The organism is Acetobacterium wieringae (genome assembly GCF_023700225.1).
Lineage (GTDB): Bacteria > Bacillota > Clostridia > Eubacteriales > Eubacteriaceae > Acetobacterium > Acetobacterium wieringae.
Window position 1 is genome coordinate 1,376,082 of record NZ_CP097897.1, and the last position, 24,737, is coordinate 1,400,818.

Here is a 24,737-nt window from a genome sequence, read left to right on the forward strand (position 1 = left end):
GAGATCCTATGATATTTATCGGAGAAAAAATAAACGGCACCCGCAAAGCCATCCAGGAAGCTATCTTAAACCGGGATGCCGACTTCATCAAAAAAACAGCCCTGGATCAGGCCAATGCCGGGGCTGACTATCTGGATGTGAACGCCGGCACCGACCCCTCCCGGGAGCAAGAGGACATGCTGTGGCTGCTGGAGGTCGTCCAGTCCGTCACGGATACTCCCATCTGCATTGACAGTTCAACCCCGGAAGTGATCAAAGAAGCCATTCACGTTGTTAACAAGACGCCAATGATTAATTCCATCAATGGTGATCCTGCTCGTCTGAAGAGTTTTATTCCGTTTATTCGGGAACGGGATTGCGATGTCATCGCACTGGCATTGGATGAATCACAATCCGGGATGCCAAAAACCGTGGCCGAACGGATGGCAGTTTTGGAACGGATTTTTGAGGCCACCCGGGCAGCCGGGATCGCCGATGATAAAGTCTATGTCGATCCGTTGATTATGGCCGTGGCCACCGATCAGCAGGCGGGTCTGGTGGCCTTTGAATCGATCCGGGCCATCCGGGAAACCTATCCGCAAGCGCATATCACCGGGGGGCTGAGCAATATTTCCTTTGGTCTGCCCAACCGGGCCCTGATCAATCGCACCTTTTTGACTCTGGCGGTAGCCGCTGGCATGAACTCGGCGGTGGTCAACCCGGAAAACGTGGCACTGATCGAATCGCTAAAAGCGACCGAACTGCTGCTGGGTCGGGATCGTTTCTGCCGACACTACACCATTGCAGCAAAAGTTGAATTCAGTAAAAAATAAATAGGCAGAGCCTGGCCCTTTTCCTGGTTACAGGAAGAGGGCCAAACTGCTTAAGCGGGCCAGCAAATGCCGGTAGGCTGATAAAAGTAAATGTGATATAATCATGAATACAAAGTGGAACAGAAGCGTTGAGGGGAAGAAATGAAGGAAAAACTGATTGAACTGATTGCCGACTTAAAACTAAATGAGGCCGAAGAGCTGGCTGACCAACTGATCAAAGAGGGGATTGCCGTCCAGGAGCTATATGATCTGGTGATGGAAGGTCTGGCTGAAATCGGAAAGAAGTATGAAAATGGTGAATGTTATATTGCCGATCTGATTGTTTCGGGGATGATTGCCAAAAATATTTTTGGCGGCGAATCTCAAGCAGGGGACCGGTCCAGCAGACAAATCGCTGGGCACGGTTCTGTTTGGAACGATTTTTGACGACATCCACGACATTGGCAAGGATCTGATGATCGATGCCCTGGAAAACCGGAGTATTCACGTTATCGATCTGGGGGTCGATGTGCGGGTGTCAAAATTTGTGGAAGCAGTCAAACGGCATCAGCCGGATATCATTGCCGTCAGCTGCGTCATGACTAATTCGATCCCCTATCTGCAGGAGTTGGGCAAGGCCCTGGAAGCGGAAAACCTGCTTGCCAATCGTCGGTTTTTGTTGGGCGGAGCGGTGGTCAATCAGGATTATGTCAAAATTCCGCAGATTGATTTCATGACCAATAACTTCTATGAGGGCATCCAGTATTGTGAGGTCTACCTGAAGGCGAAAAAGGGAGCGATGGAGGTATGAGTGATGTTTTGTATCTGGCGATCGTGGCCAGTTTAAAAGACAAAATTTTAAAAAGTCAGCTCAAACCGGGTGACATGCTCAATTCCGAAACAGCCCTGATGCAGGAATATTCGGCCAGTCGGATGACCATCCGCAAAAGCCTGTCACTGCTTTCCAACGAAGGTTATATTTATTCGGTTCCCGGCAAGGGTAATTTTGTCTGTAAGCCGGAAGTGGATATTTTTCAGTTCAAGTTCAACAAGTACGATGGCCTCAATATCCACATTGACAATGTCAAGCTGATTTCGGTTAAGGTGCTGCTGCCAGCCAAACAGATCGACCGGATTTTGAAGCTGGAGGACAATCAGAAAGCGGTGGAAGTTAAGCGGATACTCTATTCGGATGACCGGGAAATTGCCATGGAGATTATTTACCTGCCCTACGTTCATCACCAGCCGGTTATTGAAGACATGCTGAAATTTGCCAATTATATGAAGCCGGTGGAAGAAAAGCTGGCCTTCGTGCTGGATAAATCCCTTGACATCACCGTGGTTATGCCTAGTGACGAAGTCCGGGAAACCCTGAATCTGGGGCAAAATGAACCGGTCTTTGAAATCACGGAGCTGATTCGCAATGAGGCGACCCAGCAAATGTTGCAGTATGCCTGGTTTTATGTGAGTCCCCGATACTTGAGCATCAAGGCGGCTACTCCCAAAGACAGCGAAGACAAACGGATATTTTAGGCAGTATCAGCAACTGGCTGCGGCCACATGCTGGCCAGTAGCCTGGCCTACGCTTTAAATGCGGCAAATACGGCAGTAATTTAGAATCGAATCAGGAGAAATGAAATGAAAGAATATCTTAAACAGGGTGAATTTACTGAAATTGCAGCACTGAGAGATCGGGGTGACATTCAGATCACTGAAGAGGTCCGGGATCGCTGTGCCGACAATTACTGCGGGTTTTACGGCAAAAACCACATGTGTCCGCCAGCAGTGGGCGATCTTGATTATTACCGCCAGCTGATTGCCAGCTACGACCAGGGACTGGTCTTTTCCAAAGCCTATCCGGTGATGTCCCGAAACGATTACCAGGGGATGCTGGCTGCCGGGATGGCCTTTCGGGAGATCATTCAGGATATTAACCGGCAAGCTAAAGCCGATCATCAGGATTGTCTTTTTTTAAACGGCGGAACCTGCGGTATCTGTAAAAAATGTGCCATCCTCGATGACAAACCCTGTCGGTTCCCGGATCAGGCCATTCCCTCGCTGGAAGCGGCCGGAATTGATGTGGTGGGACTGAGTCGGGATCTGGGGATGAAGTATAATAACGGCGCCGACAAGGTGACCTATTTCGGCCTGGTTTTGTATCGGTAGCGGGAACTTTGACTGGCGGGATCACGCCCCAGTCTTTTGTAGAGGCCCTGAGCCGTCAGGCTGACGACGAAAATGATTGATAAAACTAAAAAACCATGCGATGATAAGCCTAGTAAAAGGATGGAGGAAAAACTATGAGTAAATCAAAAGCAATTCTTTTGGGCCTTGTCTTAGCCCTGGGTCTGGTCATCTTTGCCGGTTGTGAATCGATGGGACGCGACATCAAAACGACCCAATCAGAATGGGTCGGCGGACTCGACCGTCATATTTCCGTATATTCTGAAAATGGGACACTACTAGCCGAATATGATGGAAAAGTGGATATTGAGGATAATGAGTACGGCAATAAAGTTTTGTTCGATTTAAACGGAAAAAGAACAATTGTCTATAATGCGGTAGTCATTATTCAGGAAAAATAAGAATATTTGATTACGAAAAAGCAAGAAAGATCTGGTTTAACCGGGTCTTTCTTGCTTTTTTGTGATCGTTTGATGATGAGGTGGTTTGAAGGATCAGTGGCTCAGCTTTGTTCATGATATGATTTAGTATAATCGATATAAATAAGAAAAGCTGTTACCATGGTAACACAGTTGGGATGAAAATAAGAAAAAATGACACACTTGACTTATTATCCAGCCCCGTCAGATTTTGATGTCCGGTTCGTTACAAAATACTGCGACCGTGATATAATAAGAATTAAATTTTGTTAAACGTTATAAAGCTCGACAGTGCGCAAATCTGGCGAAGGGATTCAAAAGGATAACGCTCAGGTTACGAGCGAGGGGAGAAAAAGATGTATAAAATAAGCGAGTTAACAGTCGACGATTATCTGAAAAAAATGGCAGTGTGTGATTTCCCGGGGCCAGCAGCCGGGAGTGCGGCGGCAACGGCCGTGGCCATGGCAGCAGCCCTGCTGGAAATGTCTTGTGATGGCAGTCTCAGAAAAAACGGCGATAATCCGCTGCTGGCAGAATCCATTGCCCTGGCGGCCGAGCTTCGTCAGGCTGGTTTAAACTTGGCTGATGTGGATATGGCCGCTTATGGCCGGGTGATCACCGCCGCCAAAAATAAAGCCACTGACCGGGAAGCTTATGAAACGGCCATGAAAGGCGCCACCGAGCCCTTCATGGCGATTCTCAGGCACTGTCACCGCCTCCTCAGGCAGATTGAAAAAGTGATCAAAGGCAGTTTTTCCAGAGTGCTGGGGGATTTGGTTGGCGGGGCCTATCTGGCTGAGGCGGCAGCAGCAGCATCCAAGTCAGGCATTGATGTCAATCTGATGCTGATTGGTGATCGCGCCTATCAAAGCCGCTATCAGACTGAAGCGAAAGCTCTTTATCAGGCCTGTGTCAGCCTGAAAGTGGAGATTCTTGGTCAGGTTTTTTCAGGGTCTTCGGCAGACCTTCAGCCTGAGGCCAAAGCGGTGCTGGATTTCTGGTTTGACCCCGCCAATCAGCCCTACTGGTTTTTGAAAAATGAGGCCTTCGATATGGTGATCAGAAGGCAGTTTTACGATTGTTGGGTGGCGGCTGGTAAGGGTCTTTTAGCGGACTGGCGGGACACCATCGAGGGACGGCTGGCCGAGATTATCCTGCTGGATCAGTTTTCCAGAAACTTAAACCGTGACGATTCCAGGGCCTTTGCCCAGGATGCCATGGCCCTGACGCTGGCCCAGGAAGCCGTCCGCCATCCGGATTATCAGCGACTGGATCCGCTCCGGCAGCGGTTTGTGCTGATGCCCTTTATGCATTCGGAGTCGGCTGGCATTCATCAGCTGGGGCTGCCGCGCTCTTTGAAGCCCTGGGCGATCCCGAAACTCTGGAATATGAAATCCGGCATCAGCAGATCATTGCTCAGTTTGGTCGTTATCCCCATCGCAATGAGGTCCTTAAACGGGAGTCTACAGCGGCTGAAATGGCCTTCCTCAAACAACCAGGCAGCAGTTTTTAGGCGCTTTAGCGGATCAGCTATTAGCAGCGGTCGCACCCCGCTGTGATTTAGCCAATGACAAAAATAGATGGCACTAATTCCAGGCCATTTTGACAATTACGATGCTGCGAAAAATAGCGGCGGAATGGAGAATATTTATGAAGCAATGCGATTTACCTGAAATTTACAGTAATCAGGATGCGATTTTAATGGCCGGTTTTTGTTACCAGACCTACCTTTTTTATGATCAACAGCAACTGGTGCTGCCAGTTGGTTTTGAACTGCGATCTTCATTTAAGGGGATGGCTGGCGTGACGGAAAAAACGCAAGAGAATTTTGGTTATATTGCGGAGTCGAAAGACTCCTTAGTGCTGGCTTTTCGGGGAACCGATTCAACCCCCAACCTGGATTCTGATCTGGATCTTTTTCAGATTCCCTTTCCTTATGTAAAAAATGCCGGACTCTGTCACCGGGGGATCACCCGGATCTATCAGTCACTCCGGGAGGAAGTGCTTGACCAGCTCAGCCAATTGCCTCAGGACAAAAAATTCTATATCACCGGCCATAGTCTGGGTGGTGATCTGGCCATTATGGCGGCCCTGGACTTGGCTGTCAATAGCAACCGAAAGGCCATCATTGCCTATACTTATGCCGCTGGCAGACCGGGTGATCGGGATTTTGCAGCGGCTTACAAGGCTCAGGTTAAAAACAGTTTCCGGATTTATAATGTCCATGATTTTATCCCAACCCTGCCAGCAGCCGAATATCCGCCGCCCTTTACCGAAACCGGTCTGGTTTATGAGCACGTGGATGTTGCAGTGCCGATTGCTTTCCAGATGAACAATCTGTTTTTAAATCATCGGATCAATTATTATTTCCAGAAGCTGGGCGAACAGGATCACAATTATTTCCGGCAACTGCAAAGCAGCAGCCCGGGTTTTGGTCCGGAGGCCATTGACTTGTCGGCATTGGCTGCGGCAATGGCTAATAATTAGGATAAGGCTTTAAAAAGGAAGGGAAAAACACATGCAGGATCGAATTACCTTATGCGGTGATAATTGTACCTATTGTCCCCGCTTCAATGCTGATACCGAAGAAGAACTGAAGCAGGTGGCCGAACTGTGGCATTACCTGGGATGGCGGGACCGGGTGGTTCCAGCCGCGGAAATGAAATGTCCGGGTTGCAATCCCGACAAACAATGTGCCTACGGTCTCATCGACTGTACCTGGGAACATGGGGTCAGACACTGCCAGCAGTGTGTAGAGTACCCCTGTCAGAAGATTGAAGCGATGCTGACAAAATCCCGAAAATACAAAACCATCTGTCAGGAAATTTGCAATGATCAGGAATACGCTGTGCTGGAAAAAGCCTTTTTCAAAAAGCACATCAATTTAAGTAAAAAAGGATAGAGAATAGCGATGTCTATTGATATTCTTCCAGATTGGTGGCATGCCACCAATTTCAGTCTTTATCACTCCCGCAGTAATGTCATGACCTTTATAACCGAAGCGCCTCTGACCGCCATCGAGGATCAATTGGAGCTGTTGGCCCGACAGCTTTAAGAGCCGATTCAGTTTGCCCAATTCTCCATTGCTACAAAAGCCCATATTGATGTTATTTTACCGACAGTTACATCAATATGGAAATATGGGCACCCCATTTATTACTAGCCAATAAAAATGGGAATGCCTGCTTAAAATAATCTCAGGGGGTATGTTTATAAGGTCAAAATGAAAGTCACGCCCGTTTGACTTTACAGGAGGTTAAGATGATGAAAAAAAGCTTGGCTGTTGTTGTCCTTGGTTTATTGCTTGTTCTGTTTTCAGGATGTGTTAATCATTCAGCCCAGAACCAGACCTATGAAAAAACCATTGCCACCGCCCGGACTGAAATCTGGAAAGAAATCAGCGGTCGGGGGGCTGCCAGTGCGACCATTGCGATTATGGAAAATGGCAAAATTGTTTATGAAGAAGGTTTTTCCAAGGCCAATCGCCTGGCAGCCAAAGATGTTGATGCCCATACCCAATATAATATTGGTTCTGTCAGCAAGGTCTTTACCGCAGCAGCGATCATGCAGCTGGTGGAATCCGGGCAGCTGGAGCTCGACAAACCAGTGGTCGATTACCTGCCGGAATTTACCATGAAGGATGACCGCTATCGTCAGATCACCGTGCGGATGCTGCTCAATCACACCTCGGGTCTGCCGGGAACGATGCTCGCAAACGGCTTTGCAACAGAAAAAGATCCCGATTTTTTGACGAACTTCATGGCCTATCTGGCTAACAGCCAGTTAAAGGATGATCCCGGGCTGGTCAGTGTTTACTGTAATGATGGGTTTACTCTGGCAGAGGTGCTGATTGAAAAAATTTCCGGCCAACGCTATGCCGATTATCTTGAACGCCATTTCTTTTCAAAAGCTGGTATGGATGACAGCACTTGTTCCTTTCAGGACGGCAATGAAAATGTTGCTTTAAAGTATAATAACGATGATGGCACTGCCCTGCCGCCAGAAATTATCAATCTGCTGGGAACCGGGGGGATTTCCTCCACCGCCGCCGATTTGTGCCGTTTTGGCAATGGTCTGCTTAGTGGCAAACTACTCAGCGCGGCGTCCTTTAAGGAGTACACCAGTCCCCAGTATGGTCCCGAAACGATGCCCTCGGGAATGCCCATTGATAACTACGGTCTGGGTTGGGATATGGTGGCGGTGCCGACCTTTGCCGAACAGAGGGTCACGGTGGTTGGTAAAAACGGGGCGACCTTACAGTATGCGTCCCAACTTTATCTGATCCCCGAGGCCGATCTTTCGATCGCTCTGATTTTTGCCGGTACCGCCAATGTCGCCGGGATTGCCGATAAGATTACCCAGGCGCTGCTGGAAGAAAAAGGGATCATTCCGGCGGCTGAGGCCACTGCCAAAACCATCACCCCGACAGCCATTCCCAATGACATACTCGGTTTTGCCGGCTACTATGGGGCCAGTGGCAGTATCATCAAAATTGACTTTGATCAGCAGACAAACGCCTTGGTTTATCAGCAATTTGATGGTCAGTCCTTTGTGACTGCGGCAACCTATCCCTATCTGGGAGATGGTTATTTTGATATGGATTATGATCAGTGGTTGTCATTTTCGGAAGGCTTTGGTAAAAAACTGTTGCTCCAGTCGACGGCTCACACCACCTATGGGACGGTGATCGGCGAGGACATCAAGGCCAATAATCCCATTGACACCAGCCGTTTTGAAGGCAAGAGCTGGCTGCCGGTAAGTCTCAGTGCCACCGATTTTACCGTATTCTCGGCATCAACCGGGAGTATTCCGGAACTCCCCGGGACGATTTATTTCGGCAGTGACGGCAGTTATACCCCCTATCCCCTGAAAGATCAAAATAGCGGCTTTATGAATCTGGCCTATGCCCGGGATCTTTGTGAACCGATCATCACAACAGAAAACGGTAAAACGACGTTGACAGCGATGAGCCATACCTTAATTGATGTCGCTGAGATTCCCAGTCTTCAAAAGGGTGAGACAATCAGCATTGACAAAAGCGGTGAAAACATCATCAGGCGGCTGGATGCTGATGGCCGCTTCGGAATCAGCTTACCCGAGAATAGTCGTCTGATCATCTATGATCCAACGTTAGCAGTTGTCTATGATACGCTCTACGGTGAGATTAAAGATGTCCCGGTAACGGCCGGTTCCTATGTGATGTTTATTGGTGCGGTAGGTGCAAGATTCCCTTATGACTACGGCGTTTAAAGAGCAGTGGGGATAAAATTGCAAATCACAAGGGATGAAGTCGCGGAAGAAACCAGGAAGAATGCCCAAAATGCCAACCGGATCAGTCAACCGGCTTCGGTAAATCCTCCGGATACACAGGCAACAGTTTCCCATCAATTGACCAAACCGAGGATTATCCTGGATGAGGGGGACAAATATTAACTGAGCATGAACGGTTTTTCTTAGGAGCTGGGACATCAAAAACGCCGCAACAAATGATAATTAATTAAAACCGCCCATGGTGCTGCTTTGCGCGCCATGGGCGGTTTTTATTCACTGGCTGTATCGTTTTAACCCCGGGGCTTAAAACGATACGCTGCCGATCTAAAGTAACCAGTTTACGGCTGGCTGATATCGGTAATCGTCCCATCGGCAGCATATTGCATCAGACGAACGGCTGAGGTATCTTTACCGGATTCAATCACCACAAAGGTCATATCGGCCCCCAGCAGATTTTTATCAATCCAGGTGCCGCTGTTAACATAGGTTTTCTCCCGGTTGTACCCTTGGCTAAAGGTGTTGTACACCGGCACATGGGTGTGTCCAAAGACAACGATATCAACCGTAGGATCGACATTGAAATACTGGGTCACCGCCTGCTCATCACAGAAGGTGGGATCCTGAGCCCGGGCAGTAGCTTCGGCATAGGGGAGTTTGACGGCAACGCCGTTGGCATCCTGGAGGGCATCCCAGCGTCGTTGAACGTTGGCGTATAAAGCGGCACTGATGGTGCCGTCAGCCTGAAGCGTTGGCAGCAAATCGGAAAGGGCAAAGCTGTCGTTGTAGCCATCGACATCAAGGTTGATAACCGGCTCAGTAAAACCGGCGTTGATCGGGAAGGTTTCGATGGTACCAGCCCAGGTCTGGTAATAGGCATAGGCACCCAGCTGATCAATGTTATCAGATGCTGGTTTTGCTACCTCGGGCAGCGTAAGCTGGGGAGCGGACTTACCTTCGGCTACCGAGGTGGCAGCGACCCGGGTAAAGAAATAGCCTGGTGGCAGAATCGAGGGATAAGAACCGGTGAATTCTTTATTGGACAGGGTATCCGGGGCACAGAAGGTGTTATAGCGGTGGCCATGCTCAATGACAATTTCCGAACGGGCGCCGGTTCGATAGGTGCCAAGACCAGCCACATCCCGGATCTGTTTAATCCCGGGGATCAGTTCGGCCAGCAGTTCATCGGTTAACAGCAGGTCGTGATTGCCGGGAACATAGGTCACCGTGACGCCGCTCTTGATCAGTGTTTCGAGGGCAGCAACGATCTCAGCATTATTTTCGGCAACTTTTTTAAAGAAGGCCTTCAGTTCGGTGGGGCCGGTATAGCTTACCGGAACAAACCACTGATCAAAAAGGTCGCCATCAATGACCAGTTCATCAATCTCGCTGCTGTTTAATTGTCCCAGAAAGGACACCAGCGCCGCTTTGTTTTTGGTTGTTTCAGAAAAGCTGTCATCAATCCCCAGATGGAGATCGCTGATGACGACAACCCGGCTGGCGGTATGGGCGGCATCATTCTCCCAGAGGGGCAGCGAATCAGTCTGATTAGTGGGTTTGGCGGCACAGGCGACCAGTGACACAATCAGCACAGGAACAAGGGACAGTAACAGTCCGGACTTTAATGATTTCATAAAGAATTCTCCCTTTTTTATTTTGCATCCTCTTCGCTCATTGCTCTTAAAATATAAACCCCGGCAGCGAAAAATACGCAATTGTTTGTTGAATTATAACAGAAATGGGAACAGTTGAAAAGTCATTGATTGTTATATCGAGCCAGGTTGTTTACGATCATGTCACCGGAATTAAAGAGAAAAGCCGTAAAAGCAGTAGCCCTTGTTTGGCTGTTGCGCTATAATACGGATAAAGGTGCGTTTTACAATGCCATAATGGCAGACATCAAGGAAGGCGGAGTAACACAATGGGAGGATTTTTAAAACTAGAGGGTAAGGCCCGGGATGATTTTTATCAGGCCAAGTACGATTATTACAAACGGTTCAATTTGGGAGTATTGTTTGCCTCGGCCTTTATGTTTCTGATTCTGTTTGTGGCCGACTGGCAGGTTGATGGGGCGGCATTGGGGCGTTCTTTCCTGATTCGCAGCTCGGTGGTGGTGCCGATGTTGGTTGTTTTTTGGGCCTATCAGAAAATTAACAACTACAAAATTATGGGGATACTGACCTACCTGATGGTTCATGCGATGATCTGGGGCAACATCTGGGCGGGGTCGTATCTGGCGGATCAGTCCTATGTCAATGAGGGCTTTCTGATCATGAGTCTGGTGCTACTACTGGTCTCTTTTGCGGCACCGCCATTTGTGGCTATCATTGGCCAGCTGGGGCTGATCGGGGATATTTTGCTGGCAGATCATCTCTATCATTTTGAAAACATCAATGCCATTTTGACCTTTAATATCCAGGTCATTGTGCTGCTCTGTCTGGTTGATTTTATCATTGCAGGTTTTTATTACGACCACTACATCACCCAGCGCAAGCTGGAATTTGCCCTTTTTCACGATCCCTTAACCCAGGTCTTCAACCGCCGTCAGTTACACAAGATTATGGGAGAAGGTCATGATCTGACCTTTTTGAGTGACGCCATTGCAATCCTGATTATGGATATTGATCATTTCAAACTGGTCAATGACCGCTACGGCCATGACGAGGGAGATCGAATTTTGCAGTTTGTGGCGGACTGTATCCGTAACAGTTTGCGGGGGCCGGATATGGTGATGCGTTGGGGCGGCGAAGAATTTGTGGTGATTCTGTTTGACTGTCCGGCTGATCAGGCGATGGCGGTGGCGGAGCGGATTCGCAAGTCGGTGGAAAAATCGGTCAATGGTGTTTGTGCCATTACCATTTCCTTAGGGGTGGCCATCTATGCCGGGGGTGACTGCTTTGAGACCATTAAGCAAGCTGACAGTGCCCTTTATGTTGCCAAGCGACAGGGTCGTAATCAGGTGGTCAGCTATGAAGCACTGGATGAAAAACTGCGTCAGGAAGTGGCAAGAGCCCGGCAGAATGAGGTCTGAACGAACTTTATTGCCGTCTTGGTGCTGAAAGCGTTGACACAAAAATCAGGATGTAATATAATACACTAAATTTAACCGGTAAAGTTTTTAGATTCTTAATTTAATTTGCGAGAATAAAAAGCTGCGGATAAAAAGAAAAGAGTGTAGGAGAGCGTCTTGGAAAAGAAAAGAATTAAAATTGCGATTTTGTCGATATCATCACTATTGATGATATCGATGACTGCTTCAGCCATTCTGGCCGATATTCAGGCCTACTTTGTGGGGGTCGATCCATCCCTGATTTCTATGGTATTGACCATTCCCGCCTTGATGGGCCTGGTGTTTGCCTTTGCATCAGGGCCCTTGTCGTTGCGACTGCCCAAGAAAAGCCTGGTCATTTTTGGTCTGGTCTGCGGCCTGGCTGGCGGGATGATTGCTCTGCTGTTCGGGTCAACCAGTATTTATGTACTCTTGGCTTGCAGTTTGCTGCTGGGGATCGCTCAGGGGATGAACTCGACCATGTCGATGGCCCTGATTGCCGATTATTTTGTGGCCGAGGAAAGTGGTGCGTTGATGGGGCTGCAATCAGCCTTTGTAAATGGTGGTAGCATGGTGCTGCTGTTTAGCTCGGGGATGCTGGCCGGAATTTCCTGGCAGATGTCCTATCTGGTTTATCTGGTTTTTATACCGGTCATTGTGATTGTCATGAAAAATCTGCCCCGGGATCATGCTCCGGCACATACTGCCGACACCCATCAGGAAAAAAGTGCCAGGCTGAATGGCCGGGTCTATTTTACGGCGCTGACCATGTTTTTGTTTGGGGTTTTCCTTTTTGTGTTTCAAACCAATGTGGCCATGTTTGTGGTCGGGAATGGGTTGGGGGATGCTTCTACCAGTGGACTGATCAACACCGCCATGTCAGCTGCCGGAATGCTCACCGGAATTTTGTTTGGCCGGATGCAGCGGGTACTTAAAAAACTGGTTATTCCGGTATCCTTACTGGTTGGCGGTTTGGGGATGCTGTTAATCTTTATGCTGGGTAGTCTGCCATCGCTGTTTATTGGTGCCATGTGCTGTGGTTTTTGTCTGGCTACCATTAATCCGGCGGGAACCTTTCAGGCCGCCAACGCCGTCCATCCCTCCATCAGTTCGCTGGCCATTGCCGTCGTCACGGCATCCACTAGTGTCGGCATTTTTGTCTCGCCGATTCTGTCCAATGGGGTGGCCAATCTGACTGGCGGTGGCATTGAGATCAAGTTTTTGCTGGCGGCTGTCGGGCTGGCGGCAGTGGGATTGATGTCGTTTGTTGGCAATGCGATCATGGATAAAAAAGAAGCCTAAGTAACGTTCATAGTGACCATAAAAACCTCCTGGATTTGATTGTTAATCCAGGAGGTTTTTGTTGTGTAACATTATTCAATTTGGAAATAAGGTTTAAAGGTAAAGGGCACCTGTTTGAGCACTTCTTTACTTTCGGCCAGAATGGCATCGATACGTTCTTTATCTACATTCATCAGGACAAAATTGAGCCGTGCGATATAATCCAGACAGTCTTCCTGGGTACAATTAAATTCGCCCCGGTCATAGGCCCACAAAACGGAAAAAGAGGCACCTCTGGCTGCATTGGCAATCATTGCCAGTTCATCCGTATCGGCATTAACGTTCAGATGATAACGGCGATCATGGATTTTATAGAGGCGGATACTTTCCTGACTGAAGAGATCTTCATATTTGTCATCGGCTAATTCTTTTAAAAAGCGCATCGCTTTGGGATCGGCCAGAAACATCTGGTTATAGAGCCGAATTTCTACGGCGGTGCTGACCTGCAGATCTGCTTTTCGTTCTTTAAAATAGTCGGTATAAAGTTTCAGAGCCACTTTATTCTTAAGTTCAAAGAGAAAGGTATCGCTGACGGCCCGGGCCAGACTGGATTTCGATTTATAGTAATAGGAAATCAGGGGCTTGGTAATTTCACAGATTGCGGCAATCTGATCCAGATAGGTTTTTTTATAGCCCTGTTCATAAAATAACTGGCTGGCTACCTGGAGGATCTGTTCTTTTTGGTTATTCATGGTCATCTCTTTCATAATGGTATTTTGGGGTATCATTTTATTTTAACACTTTTAATAAATAGATGCAAATAAATTATATTTAACCAGTTAAAATTAAATAAATGTAAAATGTATTGACTTTTCGTAAAAAACCGATTACAATACATTTATTGAACCGGTTAAATCAAACGATCTGGGACGGTAAGTCTTATAAAAACATCATTAACATGAGATGGAAGCCGTTATTATGCGTTTCGACAGAAATGATTAGATTGTTATAAAAACGGCCAAAATTATTCAGATCTGCTTATTTCGTAAGAACATTGAATTCATTTAACGGGAGGAAGGGAGATGTTAAGGTGATTGTGGGTGTGCCCCGGTTACACCGGAAGAGGCTGTTGACGTTGGTGCTGATGGTTACGCTCCGGATGCTGACAGTGCCGCTGCAAAAGAAAAAGAACTGGTAACAGCATAACGTTCACCGACAAAATAGATTTCAGTCAAGTTGACATCACGGAAATCGTAAACACGTAAATTTGTGGTTTTTTTAATCACTTGAATCACAAATAAAATTAAAAGGAGGAAAAAAATGAAACAACAAGTAAAACCAATCTCTACCTTTACAATTTTGGCCATGGCGTTTTTCGGAATGGGTGTCGGAACCATTACTCCGGCTCTGAATGCAATTTTTGTACAATTCTCAGATCTTCCGATTACCACGCTTTTGCTGGTATCAACACTGCCCTCATTAACCGTAATTCCCGCAACCCTGATTGCTGGGTCGGTCGCTGGTAGCAAGGTTAAATACCGAACCCTGGCAGTACTGGGGATGACACTCTTCGTCCTCGGTGGGGTCGCCCCCTATTTTGCCACCGACTTCTCCGTTATCCTGATTGAGCGGGCCGTCTTTGGGATCGGTCTGGGGATCATGTCACCACTGGCCAATTCACTGGTTATGGGTGTTTATGAAGGCGATAAGGTCGCAACCATGACGGGTATGGTCACCCTGGCCATGAATATCGGCGGGATGGTACTTCAATTTATGGGCGGCTATTTTGCCGGGATTGGATGGAATTACAGCTTCCTGCCTCATGCGCTGGGTATAATCTCACTACTGCTGGTTATTTTTTTCCTGCCAGAGCCTGCGCAAGCACCGGTTACCGCGGAAACCCAGAAAGCACCTAAAGAAAAACTGCCGGTTAAATTGTTTATTATCGTTCTGGTATATGGGATCTATACCCTGTCAGTTTATCCGATGCTGGTTAACATGTCGACTTTGATTGTTGAACGTGGTATGGGTACGACTGCCACCGCCGGTATTGTTCTGGCCCTTCTGACGATTGGCGGCATGGTCGCTGGTTCAGTTTTTGGCAAAGTGTTTAAAATCTCCGGCCGCTTTATCATGGCGGTTGGTTATGCCCTGGCAGCGATCGGTTTCGCCCTGGTTGTTTTTGCCAGCAATATTGCGCTGCTGTCAGTCGGTGTTTTCATTGAAGGATTTGCCATGTCAACGTTGATTCCTGCCAGTATGATGCTGATCTCGATGACTGTTAAACCATCGCAGATGGCTTTGGGAGTATCCTTCTTTATGGCCGGGATGAACCTCTTCGGTTTCCTGTCAACCTATTGGATTGGTGCCATTGCGGGTATTACCGGTGATGCGGTAACAGCGCCAATTGCCGTGAGTGTCGTTGTGGCAACCTTATTCTTTGTGATCTTCATGATTGTCAATCCATTAAAAGGTGGGGCACCAATGCCTGAGGCACCGCAACAGTCCTGAGACAAGTCAAAACAATTAGCTGAGTCAAATAAGAGCCACTCATTTCGATTATGAAATGGGTGGCTCTTTTAAAGTCGTTGAAGATCGTATCAAACGCCTGGATCAAGGCGTTTATAAATAGTGATTGTAGCCGGAATAGGTACCCTTAATGGTGTCGTCGGCAAAGTCATTCATGGCCAGATTGTAGTTGGAAAGAAACAGCTGCTCATAGGTTGATAGTTTATTTTTGCTGGTATTGAGACATACCCGGCACTGTTTGTCGAGGGTTTCGGGAATCTCAATATCCGCCGATTTGTGAACCTGACTAAAATCGATACTGGTCAAATTACAGTGGTTTTCGATGTTGATATCTGACCAGATGCTCTTCAAAAACTTCAGGCATGTTTTCTGGGGTTGTTCAAAAACGTACTTAAGCTGGGCGGGGTTAATATACTGAGCGACTTTGGTCATTGTCTTTTCCAGATCGGACAAGGTAAAAGTGTTATTTAAAGTTAATTGGTTCATAGTATTCTCCTAAAATATTTGATTAAGCGATTGGTCGATCAGGTTAAGGGATGCACTGATCGGCCAACGGCCAATTTGGGTTTATTTCATCAATCATCAGCAACACCGAATTGTTTATTTGCTTGATTGATTATCTTAATAATAGCAGATGAATATGAACTTTATGTTAACAACAGATTACGATTTTATGAAGATTTAAGCGGCAACCAGAATGTGTTGCAAAAAAATTAAGTACGCCAGATTATTGGCGAGCAAAGTGGTTAGCGATAAGGCATAAACAAAAGAACCATTTGGAAGCAATTGGGTAGATTATCCCAAAATGGTTCTATAATATGTTAAATAATAATATAAAATGGGGACTATTCCCTATTTATTGGTAAAAATCGCAATGGCGTCGCTCATGAACTGGGCCAGGCCCTCGGCATGGCTGTCGATGTTTTCTTTGAAGCGCTCATCGTGAACATACATCAGCCCCAATCCAGCCAGGATTTCTTTTGTACAGTCATAGTAGTGTCGGGTAATGTTGTCTTGCCACTGGGCAACCAGCTCCTGAACCACCGGGTCAGCGGCATCTTTATTCATATTGGCAACAAAGCCGGCATAGATGGCTTCTGTTTCATTGTGGATGGCTTCCCACTGATCCGGGCTATAGCCATTGGTTTTCTGCTGGCTTTGGCGGTAGGCGTCTGTTTTGCCCCAACGTGTTTTTACCTCGGTTTCGTATTGTTTCTTGTTCGCTTCAATTTCACTCATATCAAATGGTTTAAAATTCATGGTTTTTTCTCCTTCTAATTTTTGATCCAGTAAGGCAATCAGTTTGTCCAGACGGTTTCGTTTGAGCAGCAGCAGGTGGCGTTGCTTTTTAAAGGCATCCATTTCGTCATAGTTGGGGTCGGCCAGAATCCCTTTGATTTCCTGGATCGAAAAATCCAGTTCCCGTAAGAACAGAATATTCTGGAGCTGGGCCAGATTGGCCGCGTCATAGTATCGATACTTATTTTCGGTGATCTCACAGGGAATCAGAATTCCTTCACGATGGTAGTAGTGAAGGGTGCGCACACTGACCCCGGTAAGCGTCGCCACTTCCTTAACCGTCATTTTCATTTACTTCTCCTTGCTGTATCGTTTTTGGTCCGGTTTTCCTGACCTGCTTCTATCATAAGCTATGACCTAAGGTTAGAGTCAAGCGGGAAATAAAAAAAGTTTTCGTCAGTCTGAAAATATTTGCAACCAGTGAGATTGATTGTATCTGGTTTATTGATCTATTTACAGCTTTATGTCATAATAGAGAAGAGTTTATTGAGATTAAGAAAGTGACAAAAAAGAAGGAGATTAAAATGGGTAAGACAATAGCTGAAAAAATATTTGATGCACATCGGGTAGACGAACCGTTTCCGGATACACATGTGTTAAAACTGGATCGGGTTTTCTGTCATGAAATCACCACACCAATTGCCATCACCGATCTGATGGCCCGGGGGATGGATCGGGTTTTCGATCCCGAAAAGATCAAGGCCGTGATTGACCATGTCACCCCCGCCAAGGATTCCAAAACCGCCGAACAGGGTAAAATCCTCCGGGATTGGGCCCGGCGACATAATATAAAGGACTTCTTTGATGTGGGCAGAAACGGCGTCTGTCACGCCATCTTCCCGGAAAAGGGATTTGTCCGACCCGGCTACACCATCATCATGGGGGATTCACACACCTGTACCCATGGGGCTTTTGGGGCTTTTGCCGCCGGAATCGGCACCACCGATCTGGAAGTCGGGATTTTAAAAGGGGTCTGCGCCTTTCATTTTCCTAAAACGATAAAAGTTGTGCTGACCGGTGAACTGCAACCGGGCGTTTACGCCAAGGATCTGATCCTCTTTATCATTAAAGAGCTGACGGTGAACGGTGCCACCAACATGGTCATTGAATTTACCGGTCCCGTTGTCGATGCGATGTCGATGGAATCCCGGATGACTTTGTGCAATATGGCCATTGAAGCCGGTGGTACCTGCGGAATCTGCTACCCGGATATGACCACCGTCGATTATCTCTGGGATTTTATTCAGGACGAATTTGTAACCAAAGAAGACGCCCTGGCTGACTATTCAAAATGGGTTTCCGATGCGGATGCCGAATACGAACGGGTACTTACATACAATGTCTCGGCCCTGCAACCAATGGTTACGGTCGGTTACAAACCCGATCAGGTTCGCACCGTGGCCGAAGTGTCCGGCACCAAAGTTGATCAGATCTATATCGGCAGCTGCACCAACGGCCGGATTGAAGATTTGCGGATCGCGGCTGAAGTCCTCAAGGGCAAAAAAATCAGCGATACTGTCCGCGCCATTGTCAGCCCGGCGACCCCGGCTATTTATTCACAGGCATTAAAAGAAGGCATCATCGAAATCTTCCAGGATGCCGGTTTCTGTGTGACCAACCCGACCTGCGGCGCCTGTCTGGGGATGAGCAACGGGGTCCTGGCTGAAGGCGAAGTCTGTGCCTCCACCACCAACCGTAATTTCAACGGCCGGATGGGTAAGGGCGGCATGGTTCATTTGATGAGTCCGGCCTCGGCAGCAGCGGCAGCCATTTCCGGCACGATTGTAAATTCAGAATTATTTAAGGCTTAGAGGGGAGATTGAGATGAAGACATTTAAAGGTAACGTACTATTTTTAGATCGCAGCGATATTAACACCGATGAGATCATCCCGGCCAAATATCTGACCGAAATTACCAAAGAGGCCTTAAAGCCCAATCTGCTGGAGGATCTGGTCTTGCCCGGCTTTTCCCGGGCTGATACCGAGGATAAGGCGGTCATTGTGACCCGGGAAAACTTTGGTTGCGGTTCGTCCCGTGAACATGCCCCCTGGGCCCTGGAAGTCAATGGCATCAACGTCGTGATTGCCGAAAGTTTTGCCCGGATTTTTAGACAGAACATGTATAATTGTGGGATGTTTGCCATTGAATTACCCAAAGCAACCATCGATGGACTCTTTAAAGACTATGCCGGGAAAGCCGTGACCATGGAAATTGATGTCGATGGCAGCCAAATTGTGATCCAGGCTGATGGCAAATCCGAAACCATTGATTTTGCCGTCGGCGAATTTGACAAAACCCTGGTCAAAGAAGGCGGCTGGGTTGGTTACGCCGATAAGAATTACTAGAATCAGCCGGTATTAAATTAAAAAAAAGTTTCATAGAAAATAATAAAAGACTGCCAAACCTTTGGGTTAGCAGTCTTTTTTGTGGTTAGTTACAAATTGATTAACAGTGAATGGCAGCTCTTAATGTAAGTTGCTTAAATTAATAAAGCACCATCATAAAGAAACCGACTTTTTTGTCGCCACCGTTATAGGTCATTCCCAGCTTTCTTGACATTGTCACAATATCCATTCCGCTACCCTCAAAAGAATAACGTCGCTTGTCCGGAAAACGGCAGTCTTCGCCAGTTTTAGCCGAACATTCGGCACAGAGATTACAGCCGCCGGGACCGGCAATCATCACCGGTTCGTTCTCCAGTTTATCCCGGAGCTGATCAAGTAAGGCCAGAACCGCAAGGGTACTCGCTTCCATTTGCTCATAATATTCCCCCAGAAACATAATTTTATTGAGGATAATGGCATGGTCGTATTTTAAAAAGCGGGCTTTATTTTCGTTCATGTCGCCGGAAAGCGGGGGACAGGAGTAATTCTGGCCATAATTACCACAGGTATTGGCCTGGCAGCTGGCAAAAACGGCATCAGCAAAAATTATGTCGGACGCGGGAATCTCTCGATACTCATCAAAGCCGGCTTCATTGATGGCGTTGATAATTTTGTCTTTTAACATTGTTCCTCCACAGATTATTTAGGATTAAAAATTGAATAGCTTGTTAAAAATGAATTACATTTAAATTGTTAATGCAATTTTATTACAAACCTTTCCTGTTGGCTATAAATAAGTCAATTATTTTTAAAAAAAGGCTGATAGTAAATATTTTTGTCTGAAGCCCGGAGCTTGTCCTGATCATGACATTGTTGATAAAGATTCATAATGGCAGCATTAGGAGGTTGGTTCAACTCTGATTGGAGCAGAGCTTTCAGATGCTGATAATGTTTCATGAAGGCATCATTATTTTTCTCGAAAATATAAATTTTTAAAAGCATTTCATGGTAGGTTTCGTTAAGAATGTCTAAATCGATGAGTTTGAAAATGATGCGACGGCAGGATGGGTAGTCATGAATTAAAAAATAATAGCGAGCCAGGGTATATAAAGTTCTTTCAAAAAGAGCACGGTAGTCAGCCCGTTGGGCAGCAGCCCAGAGATAATCATTTTCCTCAAGAAAATCCCCCCGATAAAGACGGATGCCAGCTTCGATTTTGCGAATTGATTTCTTGCTGAGTGATTCCACTACGTCTATCGTTTCCAACACCTGAACGATTTTTAGGACGTTCTGGGGGGTGACTTCCATCTTGATCATCGCCTTATATTCTTGTAGATCAGAAGAATAATCCGGAAGAGAAAAGCAATACGACCCATTGATCAGTTGCCAATCAAAGGCGATGTCATGAGCTTTGAGGTCCTTTTTTAAATTATAGAGGGTGGTATGCAGATATTTGGCAGCTTTATCGCCATCAGTTTCTAGCCAGAGGGCATCGATAATACTATTTCGGGAAACACATAGCTGATCATTTTGTAGCAGAAAAGCAAGCAGTTCTTCAGTTTTGGTGGTTCGCCATTTGACTGGAAGGGTAGAGCCGCGCAGAGTGACCAAGAATTTACCGAAAAAATGAATGATTAGTGCCGGCTGGGTATGTTGGCTCTCTTCCAATTCTCTGATCTTTCCCTGTTGGGTTAAGATAACGTTAAGAAGGTGGTTTTCATAATTTTTTCGTTTTGTTATATCCCGGGTAATACCGACGACTATCGCTCCAGATTGTTCATCGTCGCAGACAAGGTGGGTTGAAATTTCCACGGGAATGATGGAGCCGTCTTTGCAGTATTGTTCATACTCCCCCAGACTACTGACAATTTCAGGTCGACGGTCACCGGTGATGAAATGATGGTAGCGTTTAATTTCTTCATTCATTAGTTTCTGTAAACTTTTCGGGGAAAAGATCTTGTCAATTGGCAGCCTCATCACCTCGTCGACGGTCCAGCCCAGTTGGGTGAAAACGGCCGGGCTGACATAAATAAAACGGGTCGTTGTGATATCAACTACCCAGAAACAGTCAAAGGGGTTGTCCAATAGAAATTTCAGCTTTTCAATGTTAAATGGTGGTGAATTATTCAAAATTTTATCCTCCATTGATTATTCGATAAATGACCAAAGTTGCTGTTGAGAATTTGTTGAGTCATCTATAGTATAATGCCATTTGCAATGGCTTTCAAGTGTAAATCGGAATTAATCCTAAAAATATTATTTTACTAACATTTTCCGAAGAATGGTCGAAAAGAGTATTAACAGGAATTGTCGTAGAATTTATTTGCGTTTATATTAAGCTTATCTGCAAAACAACTACTCAAGAGAATTGTTAATTTTATCATGGGTCAATTATTAATGCTGAAAAATCTTTTTAAAAGGAGCAAAAAAATGAAGACAAAAAATCAAACACCAACAAACAATCACGATGGCCAAGCAAACTTCGTCGTAAAAACGCGCCTGTCAGTCAAGTTGATTCTAATGACGGTTCTGATTCTGACAGCAGCCATTATCACCCTGGCTATCCTGGTCATTAATACCGGGGCCAAGATCATTGACCAGGGTACCGAAGCTGATGCTCTGGAATACGTGGAAGAAGCGGCCAATCACATTGGCCAGGCCATTGCTGGCAATCTGGCCACCTTAAATGAGGTTGCCCGACGCGAATCGATTACCAGTATGGACTTTGCCACTCAGGCGGCAGCCCTTGCCGATAGTATCGAACGGCTGGGTTACCAGGATATTGCCGTTATGGATTTAAACGGCCATGCCAAATATCTGGTCGGCGGCGGCGAGTTTGATTCCTGGGGCGAATTCTGGTATGAAGAAGGGTTTAAAGGCAACAACAGCGTCTCCGATGTGGCCATCAGCAAGGTCACCAAGGAACCGGTAGTTTTTGATGTTGCCCCCATTATCAAAAATGGTCAGGTGGCCGGACTACTGGTTGGTCGCCGGGATCCTACCTTTCTTAAAAATATCGTCAATAATCTGGGCGACGGAACCAATAAATATGGGATGGTGATCAGTGAGAGCGGCCTTATGATGGCCCATCCTAATGATCAACTGATATTGGATCAGACCAATGTTTTTGACAACATCGAAAAAGATGGCCCCAACGCCATGGGCGCCCGGCTCAAAGAAATAGCACCCCAAAGTGTGACCCATATCAGTTATGACTTTAATGGCGATACAAAGCTGGCCTACGTGGCCCCAGTGCCGGGAACCAGCTGGAACCTGCTGGTGACCGAATCGGAAGCGGTGATGTTGGCGCCGATTAATCAGCTACGCAACACCATAATTATTTTAGGGCTGCTGATCATGGTGGCGGGAGCGGCGGTTGCATTTGTTATTTCAAAACGGATCGTTAAACCAGTCCTGGCCGCCAACGGCTTGATCAAAGAAATTTATGACGGCCACCTCAGTCAACGTTTGGAGATCACGTCACAAGACGAAGTAGGCGAGATGACAGATTCCCTCAATCAGCTGGCGGACACCCTGCAGTTTGGGATTATGGGCCTGATGAAAAAAATCGCTGACGGAGATCTGTCGGCCGATATCATGGTAACAGATCCCCTGGATGAAGTGAAACCAGTATTAAAGCAAACCGTTGAAACCATTCGGGCCTTGATTGCCGAAGCGACCATGCTTTCAAGAGCAGCTTTAGCAGGTGACTGGAAAACCAGGGGAAATGCCGATGCTTTTAAGGGCGGCTTTAAAGAAATTGTCGAAGGGGTCAATAACACCCTCGATGCAGTCGTTGGCCCTTTGAATGTGGCGGCGGATTATGTGGATCAGATTGGTAAAGGACAAATTCCGGAAAAAATTACGGAAACTTATAATGGCGATTTTAATACCCTCAAAAACAGTATTAATGCCTGTATCGATGGCCTGGGGGCTTTAGTGGAAAGTAATCGGGTCTTGGCAAAAATGAGCCTCAACGACTATTCTGAAACCATGTCCACCAACTATCAGGGCATCTTTGCTGAAATTGGCCATTCCATCAATGATGTCCATACCCGCTTAACCCGGATCGTGGAAATTTCGACCAATATTGCCAATGGCGATATGCGGGATCTGGAAGTCTTGTCAAAAGTTGGCAAACGCAGTGACAATGATACGTTAATTCCGGCCCTGGTAGGGATGATTCAGAACATTATCAACCTGGTTGATGAAACCGAAAAAATGGCCAGGATTGCCATTGAAGGTAATTTAAGCAACCGTGGTGATGTCTCCGGATTCCCTGGCGAATATGGGAAAATAGTCACCGGCTTTAACCAGACTCTAGATGCCGTCATTGCTCCCATTGAAGAAGCCTCGGCAACCCTTACCCAATTGTCCCAGGGGAATTTGCATACCAAAATGCAAGGTGATTATCGTGGTGATCATGCTCAAATAAAAGAAGCATTAAATGGAACGATCACATTTTTAAGTGAATATGTTGAAGAAATAACGCATACGCTTGAGCAGATCGGTCAGGGTAATCTGGATCTGGAAATTACCAATGAGTATCTGGGAGATTTCCAGGCTATCAAAAGCGCCCTTAACGATATTACCAGCAGTCTCAGTACAACCATGTCTGACATCAATGATGCCGCTGGTCAGGTCGAAGCAGGAGCAACCCAGATATCCGATGGTGGCCAGGCTTTGGCTCAGGGAACAACTGAACAAGCCAGCTCGATTCAGGAACTGACCGCATCGATGGAAGAAGTGGCTGGGGAAACCAAGCAAAATGCCAAGTTTGCCAATCAAGCCAATGAGTTGGCAAATGATGTCAAAGCAAAAGCTGAGATCGGCAACAGCCAGATGACCAATATGGTAGCGGCCATGGTCGAAATCAACGAGGCTTCCAGCAATATCTCAAAAATTATCAAGGTTATTGACGACATCGCCTTCCAGACCAATATTCTGGCCTTAAATGCGGCGGTGGAAGCCGCCCGGGCTGGCCAACATGGCAAGGGCTTTGCCGTAGTGGCCGAAGAAGTCCGGACCCTGGCTGCCCGCAGCGCTGAAGCTGCCAAAGAAACTACGGCTCTGATTGAAGGCTCGATCAGCAAGACCGACGCCGGTACTAAAATTGCCGATGAAACAGCCGAAAGTCTGAAAGAAATTCTCAGTGAGGTGGAAACAGTCACCAGTCTAGTGGGCAATATTGCCCAAGCCTCTAACGATCAGGCTTCCGAAATTGCCCAGATCAATTTGGGAATTGAGCAGGTTTCGCAGGTGGTTCAAACCAACTCGGCCACAGCGGAAGAAAGTGCCGCTGCCAGCGAGGAACTTTCTGGCCAGGCCGAATTGCTAAAACAAAAGGTTGGCGCCTTCCGTTTAAAAAGAAACAACCGAGTTAGTCAACGAACCGTGACTATGACAACCACTAAAAAGTCAAAACCGACCACCGAACCACCAATCGATATCATCCTTGATGATTTTAATATGGATAAATATTGATTATTGGGGTATTATGAGACTAACACAGAAATTAAAATCTGGGAGCTGATCCTTCCAGATTTTTTTGTCTATCAGCAGATCAGATAAAAAATGTGGGAGTTTCACAAG

The 24,737-nt window shown here is 46.7% G+C and carries 25 protein-coding genes; 19 read left to right on the forward strand and 6 right to left on the reverse strand.

Annotated elements, in window-relative coordinates; genetic code table 11:
- Positions 1-8: 8 nt before the first annotated feature.
- The 12 genes from CHL1_RS06645 to CHL1_RS06700 all read left to right on the forward strand — a co-directional run bounded on the left by CHL1_RS06645 (position 9) and on the right by CHL1_RS06700 (position 8,827).
- The gene (locus CHL1_RS06645; protein WP_070372171.1) at positions 9-812 is read left to right on the forward strand and encodes a dihydropteroate synthase; all 804 of its coding nucleotides are present in this window, start codon (positions 9-11) and stop codon (positions 810-812) included.
- 141 nt (positions 813-953) lie between these two features.
- On the forward strand, positions 954-1,238 hold the full coding sequence (locus tag CHL1_RS06650) for a B12-binding domain-containing protein (protein ID WP_250935486.1): 285 nt from the start codon (positions 954-956) through the stop codon (positions 1,236-1,238).
- Positions 1,147-1,602: a cobalamin B12-binding domain-containing protein gene (locus CHL1_RS06655; protein ID WP_250935488.1), complete on the forward strand. Its 456-nt coding sequence runs from the start codon at positions 1,147-1,149 to the stop codon at positions 1,600-1,602. Before CHL1_RS06650 ends, CHL1_RS06655 begins: the two co-directional genes overlap by 92 nt.
- The gene (locus CHL1_RS06660; protein ID WP_070372169.1) at positions 1,599-2,324 is read left to right on the forward strand and encodes a GntR family transcriptional regulator; all 726 of its coding nucleotides are present in this window, start codon (positions 1,599-1,601) and stop codon (positions 2,322-2,324) included. Before CHL1_RS06655 ends, CHL1_RS06660 begins: the two co-directional genes overlap by 4 nt.
- Before the next feature lie 105 nt (positions 2,325-2,429).
- The gene (locus CHL1_RS06665) at positions 2,430-2,957 is read left to right on the forward strand and encodes a DUF2284 domain-containing protein (protein ID WP_250935497.1); all 528 of its coding nucleotides are present in this window, start codon (positions 2,430-2,432) and stop codon (positions 2,955-2,957) included.
- Between the two features lie 134 nt (positions 2,958-3,091).
- Positions 3,092-3,376, forward strand: a complete 285-nt coding sequence (locus CHL1_RS06670; protein ID WP_250935499.1) for a hypothetical protein — start codon at positions 3,092-3,094, stop codon at positions 3,374-3,376.
- 374 nt (positions 3,377-3,750) lie between these two features.
- The gene (locus tag CHL1_RS06675; protein ID WP_250935501.1) at positions 3,751-4,953 is read left to right on the forward strand and encodes a DUF924 family protein; all 1,203 of its coding nucleotides are present in this window, start codon (positions 3,751-3,753) and stop codon (positions 4,951-4,953) included.
- 91 nt (positions 4,954-5,044) lie between these two features.
- On the forward strand, positions 5,045-5,881 hold the full coding sequence (locus CHL1_RS06680; protein WP_070372167.1) for a lipase family protein: 837 nt from the start codon (positions 5,045-5,047) through the stop codon (positions 5,879-5,881).
- A 31-nt stretch (positions 5,882-5,912) separates the two neighbouring features.
- Positions 5,913-6,296, forward strand: coding sequence for a DUF3795 domain-containing protein (locus tag CHL1_RS06685; RefSeq protein WP_250935503.1), 384 nt, complete (start codon positions 5,913-5,915; stop codon positions 6,294-6,296).
- Positions 6,297-6,305: 9 nt separating this feature from the next.
- The gene (locus CHL1_RS06690; protein ID WP_250935504.1) at positions 6,306-6,449 is read left to right on the forward strand and encodes a hypothetical protein; all 144 of its coding nucleotides are present in this window, start codon (positions 6,306-6,308) and stop codon (positions 6,447-6,449) included.
- Positions 6,450-6,655: 206 nt separating this feature from the next.
- Positions 6,656-8,644, forward strand: coding sequence for a serine hydrolase domain-containing protein (locus CHL1_RS06695; protein WP_250935506.1), 1,989 nt, complete (start codon positions 6,656-6,658; stop codon positions 8,642-8,644).
- An 18-nt stretch (positions 8,645-8,662) separates the two neighbouring features.
- The gene (locus CHL1_RS06700) at positions 8,663-8,827 is read left to right on the forward strand and encodes a hypothetical protein (RefSeq protein WP_250935507.1); all 165 of its coding nucleotides are present in this window, start codon (positions 8,663-8,665) and stop codon (positions 8,825-8,827) included.
- 176 nt (positions 8,828-9,003) lie between these two features.
- Here the strand turns inward: CHL1_RS06700 and CHL1_RS06705 are convergent, their stop codons facing one another.
- Positions 9,004-10,296 carry a metallophosphoesterase gene (locus CHL1_RS06705; RefSeq protein WP_250935509.1) on the reverse strand — a complete coding sequence of 431 codons (1,293 nt, stop codon included), beginning with the start codon at positions 10,294-10,296 and terminating at the stop codon, positions 9,004-9,006.
- 159 nt (positions 10,297-10,455) lie between these two features.
- Between CHL1_RS06705 and CHL1_RS06710 the strand changes: the two genes are divergently transcribed.
- The 3 genes from CHL1_RS06710 to CHL1_RS06720 all read left to right on the forward strand — a co-directional run bounded on the left by CHL1_RS06710 (position 10,456) and on the right by CHL1_RS06720 (position 13,013).
- Positions 10,456-10,599 (forward strand): hypothetical protein, encoded by a 144-nt coding sequence (locus tag CHL1_RS06710; protein WP_250935511.1) that lies wholly within the window; start codon positions 10,456-10,458, stop codon positions 10,597-10,599.
- Entirely contained in the window at positions 10,584-11,693 is a 1,110-nt protein-coding gene (locus CHL1_RS06715; protein WP_148637774.1) for a GGDEF domain-containing protein, read from the forward strand. Before CHL1_RS06710 ends, CHL1_RS06715 begins: the two co-directional genes overlap by 16 nt.
- A gap of 156 nt (positions 11,694-11,849) precedes the next feature.
- Complete coding sequence (locus tag CHL1_RS06720) at positions 11,850-13,013, forward strand: MFS transporter (protein ID WP_148637775.1); 1,164 nt, start codon at positions 11,850-11,852, stop codon at positions 13,011-13,013.
- Between the two features lie 71 nt (positions 13,014-13,084).
- Here the strand turns inward: CHL1_RS06720 and CHL1_RS06725 are convergent, their stop codons facing one another.
- Entirely contained in the window at positions 13,085-13,744 is a 660-nt protein-coding gene (locus CHL1_RS06725; RefSeq protein ID WP_070372162.1) for a TetR/AcrR family transcriptional regulator, read from the reverse strand.
- Between the two features lie 568 nt (positions 13,745-14,312).
- Between CHL1_RS06725 and CHL1_RS06735 the strand changes: the two genes are divergently transcribed.
- Positions 14,313-15,503 carry an MFS transporter gene (locus tag CHL1_RS06735; RefSeq protein WP_250935513.1) on the forward strand — a complete coding sequence of 397 codons (1,191 nt, stop codon included), beginning with the start codon at positions 14,313-14,315 and terminating at the stop codon, positions 15,501-15,503.
- A gap of 111 nt (positions 15,504-15,614) precedes the next feature.
- Here the strand turns inward: CHL1_RS06735 and CHL1_RS06740 are convergent, their stop codons facing one another.
- The gene (locus CHL1_RS06740) at positions 15,615-16,007 is read right to left on the reverse strand and encodes a hypothetical protein (RefSeq protein WP_250935515.1); all 393 of its coding nucleotides are present in this window, start codon (positions 16,005-16,007) and stop codon (positions 15,615-15,617) included.
- Between the two features lie 366 nt (positions 16,008-16,373).
- A complete protein-coding gene (locus CHL1_RS06745) occupies positions 16,374-17,111 on the reverse strand; it encodes a MerR family transcriptional regulator (protein ID WP_250935516.1) in 738 nt (245 codons plus the stop codon).
- 233 nt (positions 17,112-17,344) lie between these two features.
- Here CHL1_RS06745 and CHL1_RS06750 point away from each other — a divergent pair, with 233 nt between their 5' ends.
- Positions 17,345-18,631, forward strand: coding sequence for a 3-isopropylmalate dehydratase large subunit (locus CHL1_RS06750; RefSeq protein WP_250935518.1), 1,287 nt, complete (start codon positions 17,345-17,347; stop codon positions 18,629-18,631).
- A gap of 13 nt (positions 18,632-18,644) precedes the next feature.
- On the forward strand, positions 18,645-19,166 hold the full coding sequence (locus tag CHL1_RS06755) for a 3-isopropylmalate dehydratase small subunit (RefSeq protein WP_070372157.1): 522 nt from the start codon (positions 18,645-18,647) through the stop codon (positions 19,164-19,166).
- A 139-nt stretch (positions 19,167-19,305) separates the two neighbouring features.
- On the opposite strand, the gene CHL1_RS06760 is transcribed toward CHL1_RS06755, so the two are convergent.
- Both CHL1_RS06760 and CHL1_RS06765 read right to left on the reverse strand, forming a co-directional pair.
- Positions 19,306-19,830, reverse strand: coding sequence for a DUF2284 domain-containing protein (locus tag CHL1_RS06760; protein ID WP_250935537.1), 525 nt, complete (start codon positions 19,828-19,830; stop codon positions 19,306-19,308).
- 113 nt (positions 19,831-19,943) lie between these two features.
- On the reverse strand, positions 19,944-21,275 hold the full coding sequence (locus CHL1_RS06765) for a PAS domain S-box protein (RefSeq protein WP_250935539.1): 1,332 nt from the start codon (positions 21,273-21,275) through the stop codon (positions 19,944-19,946).
- Between the two features lie 300 nt (positions 21,276-21,575).
- Between CHL1_RS06765 and CHL1_RS06770 the strand changes: the two genes are divergently transcribed.
- A complete protein-coding gene (locus CHL1_RS06770; protein ID WP_250935541.1) occupies positions 21,576-24,629 on the forward strand; it encodes a methyl-accepting chemotaxis protein in 3,054 nt (1,017 codons plus the stop codon).
- Positions 24,630-24,737: the final 108 nt, after the last annotated feature.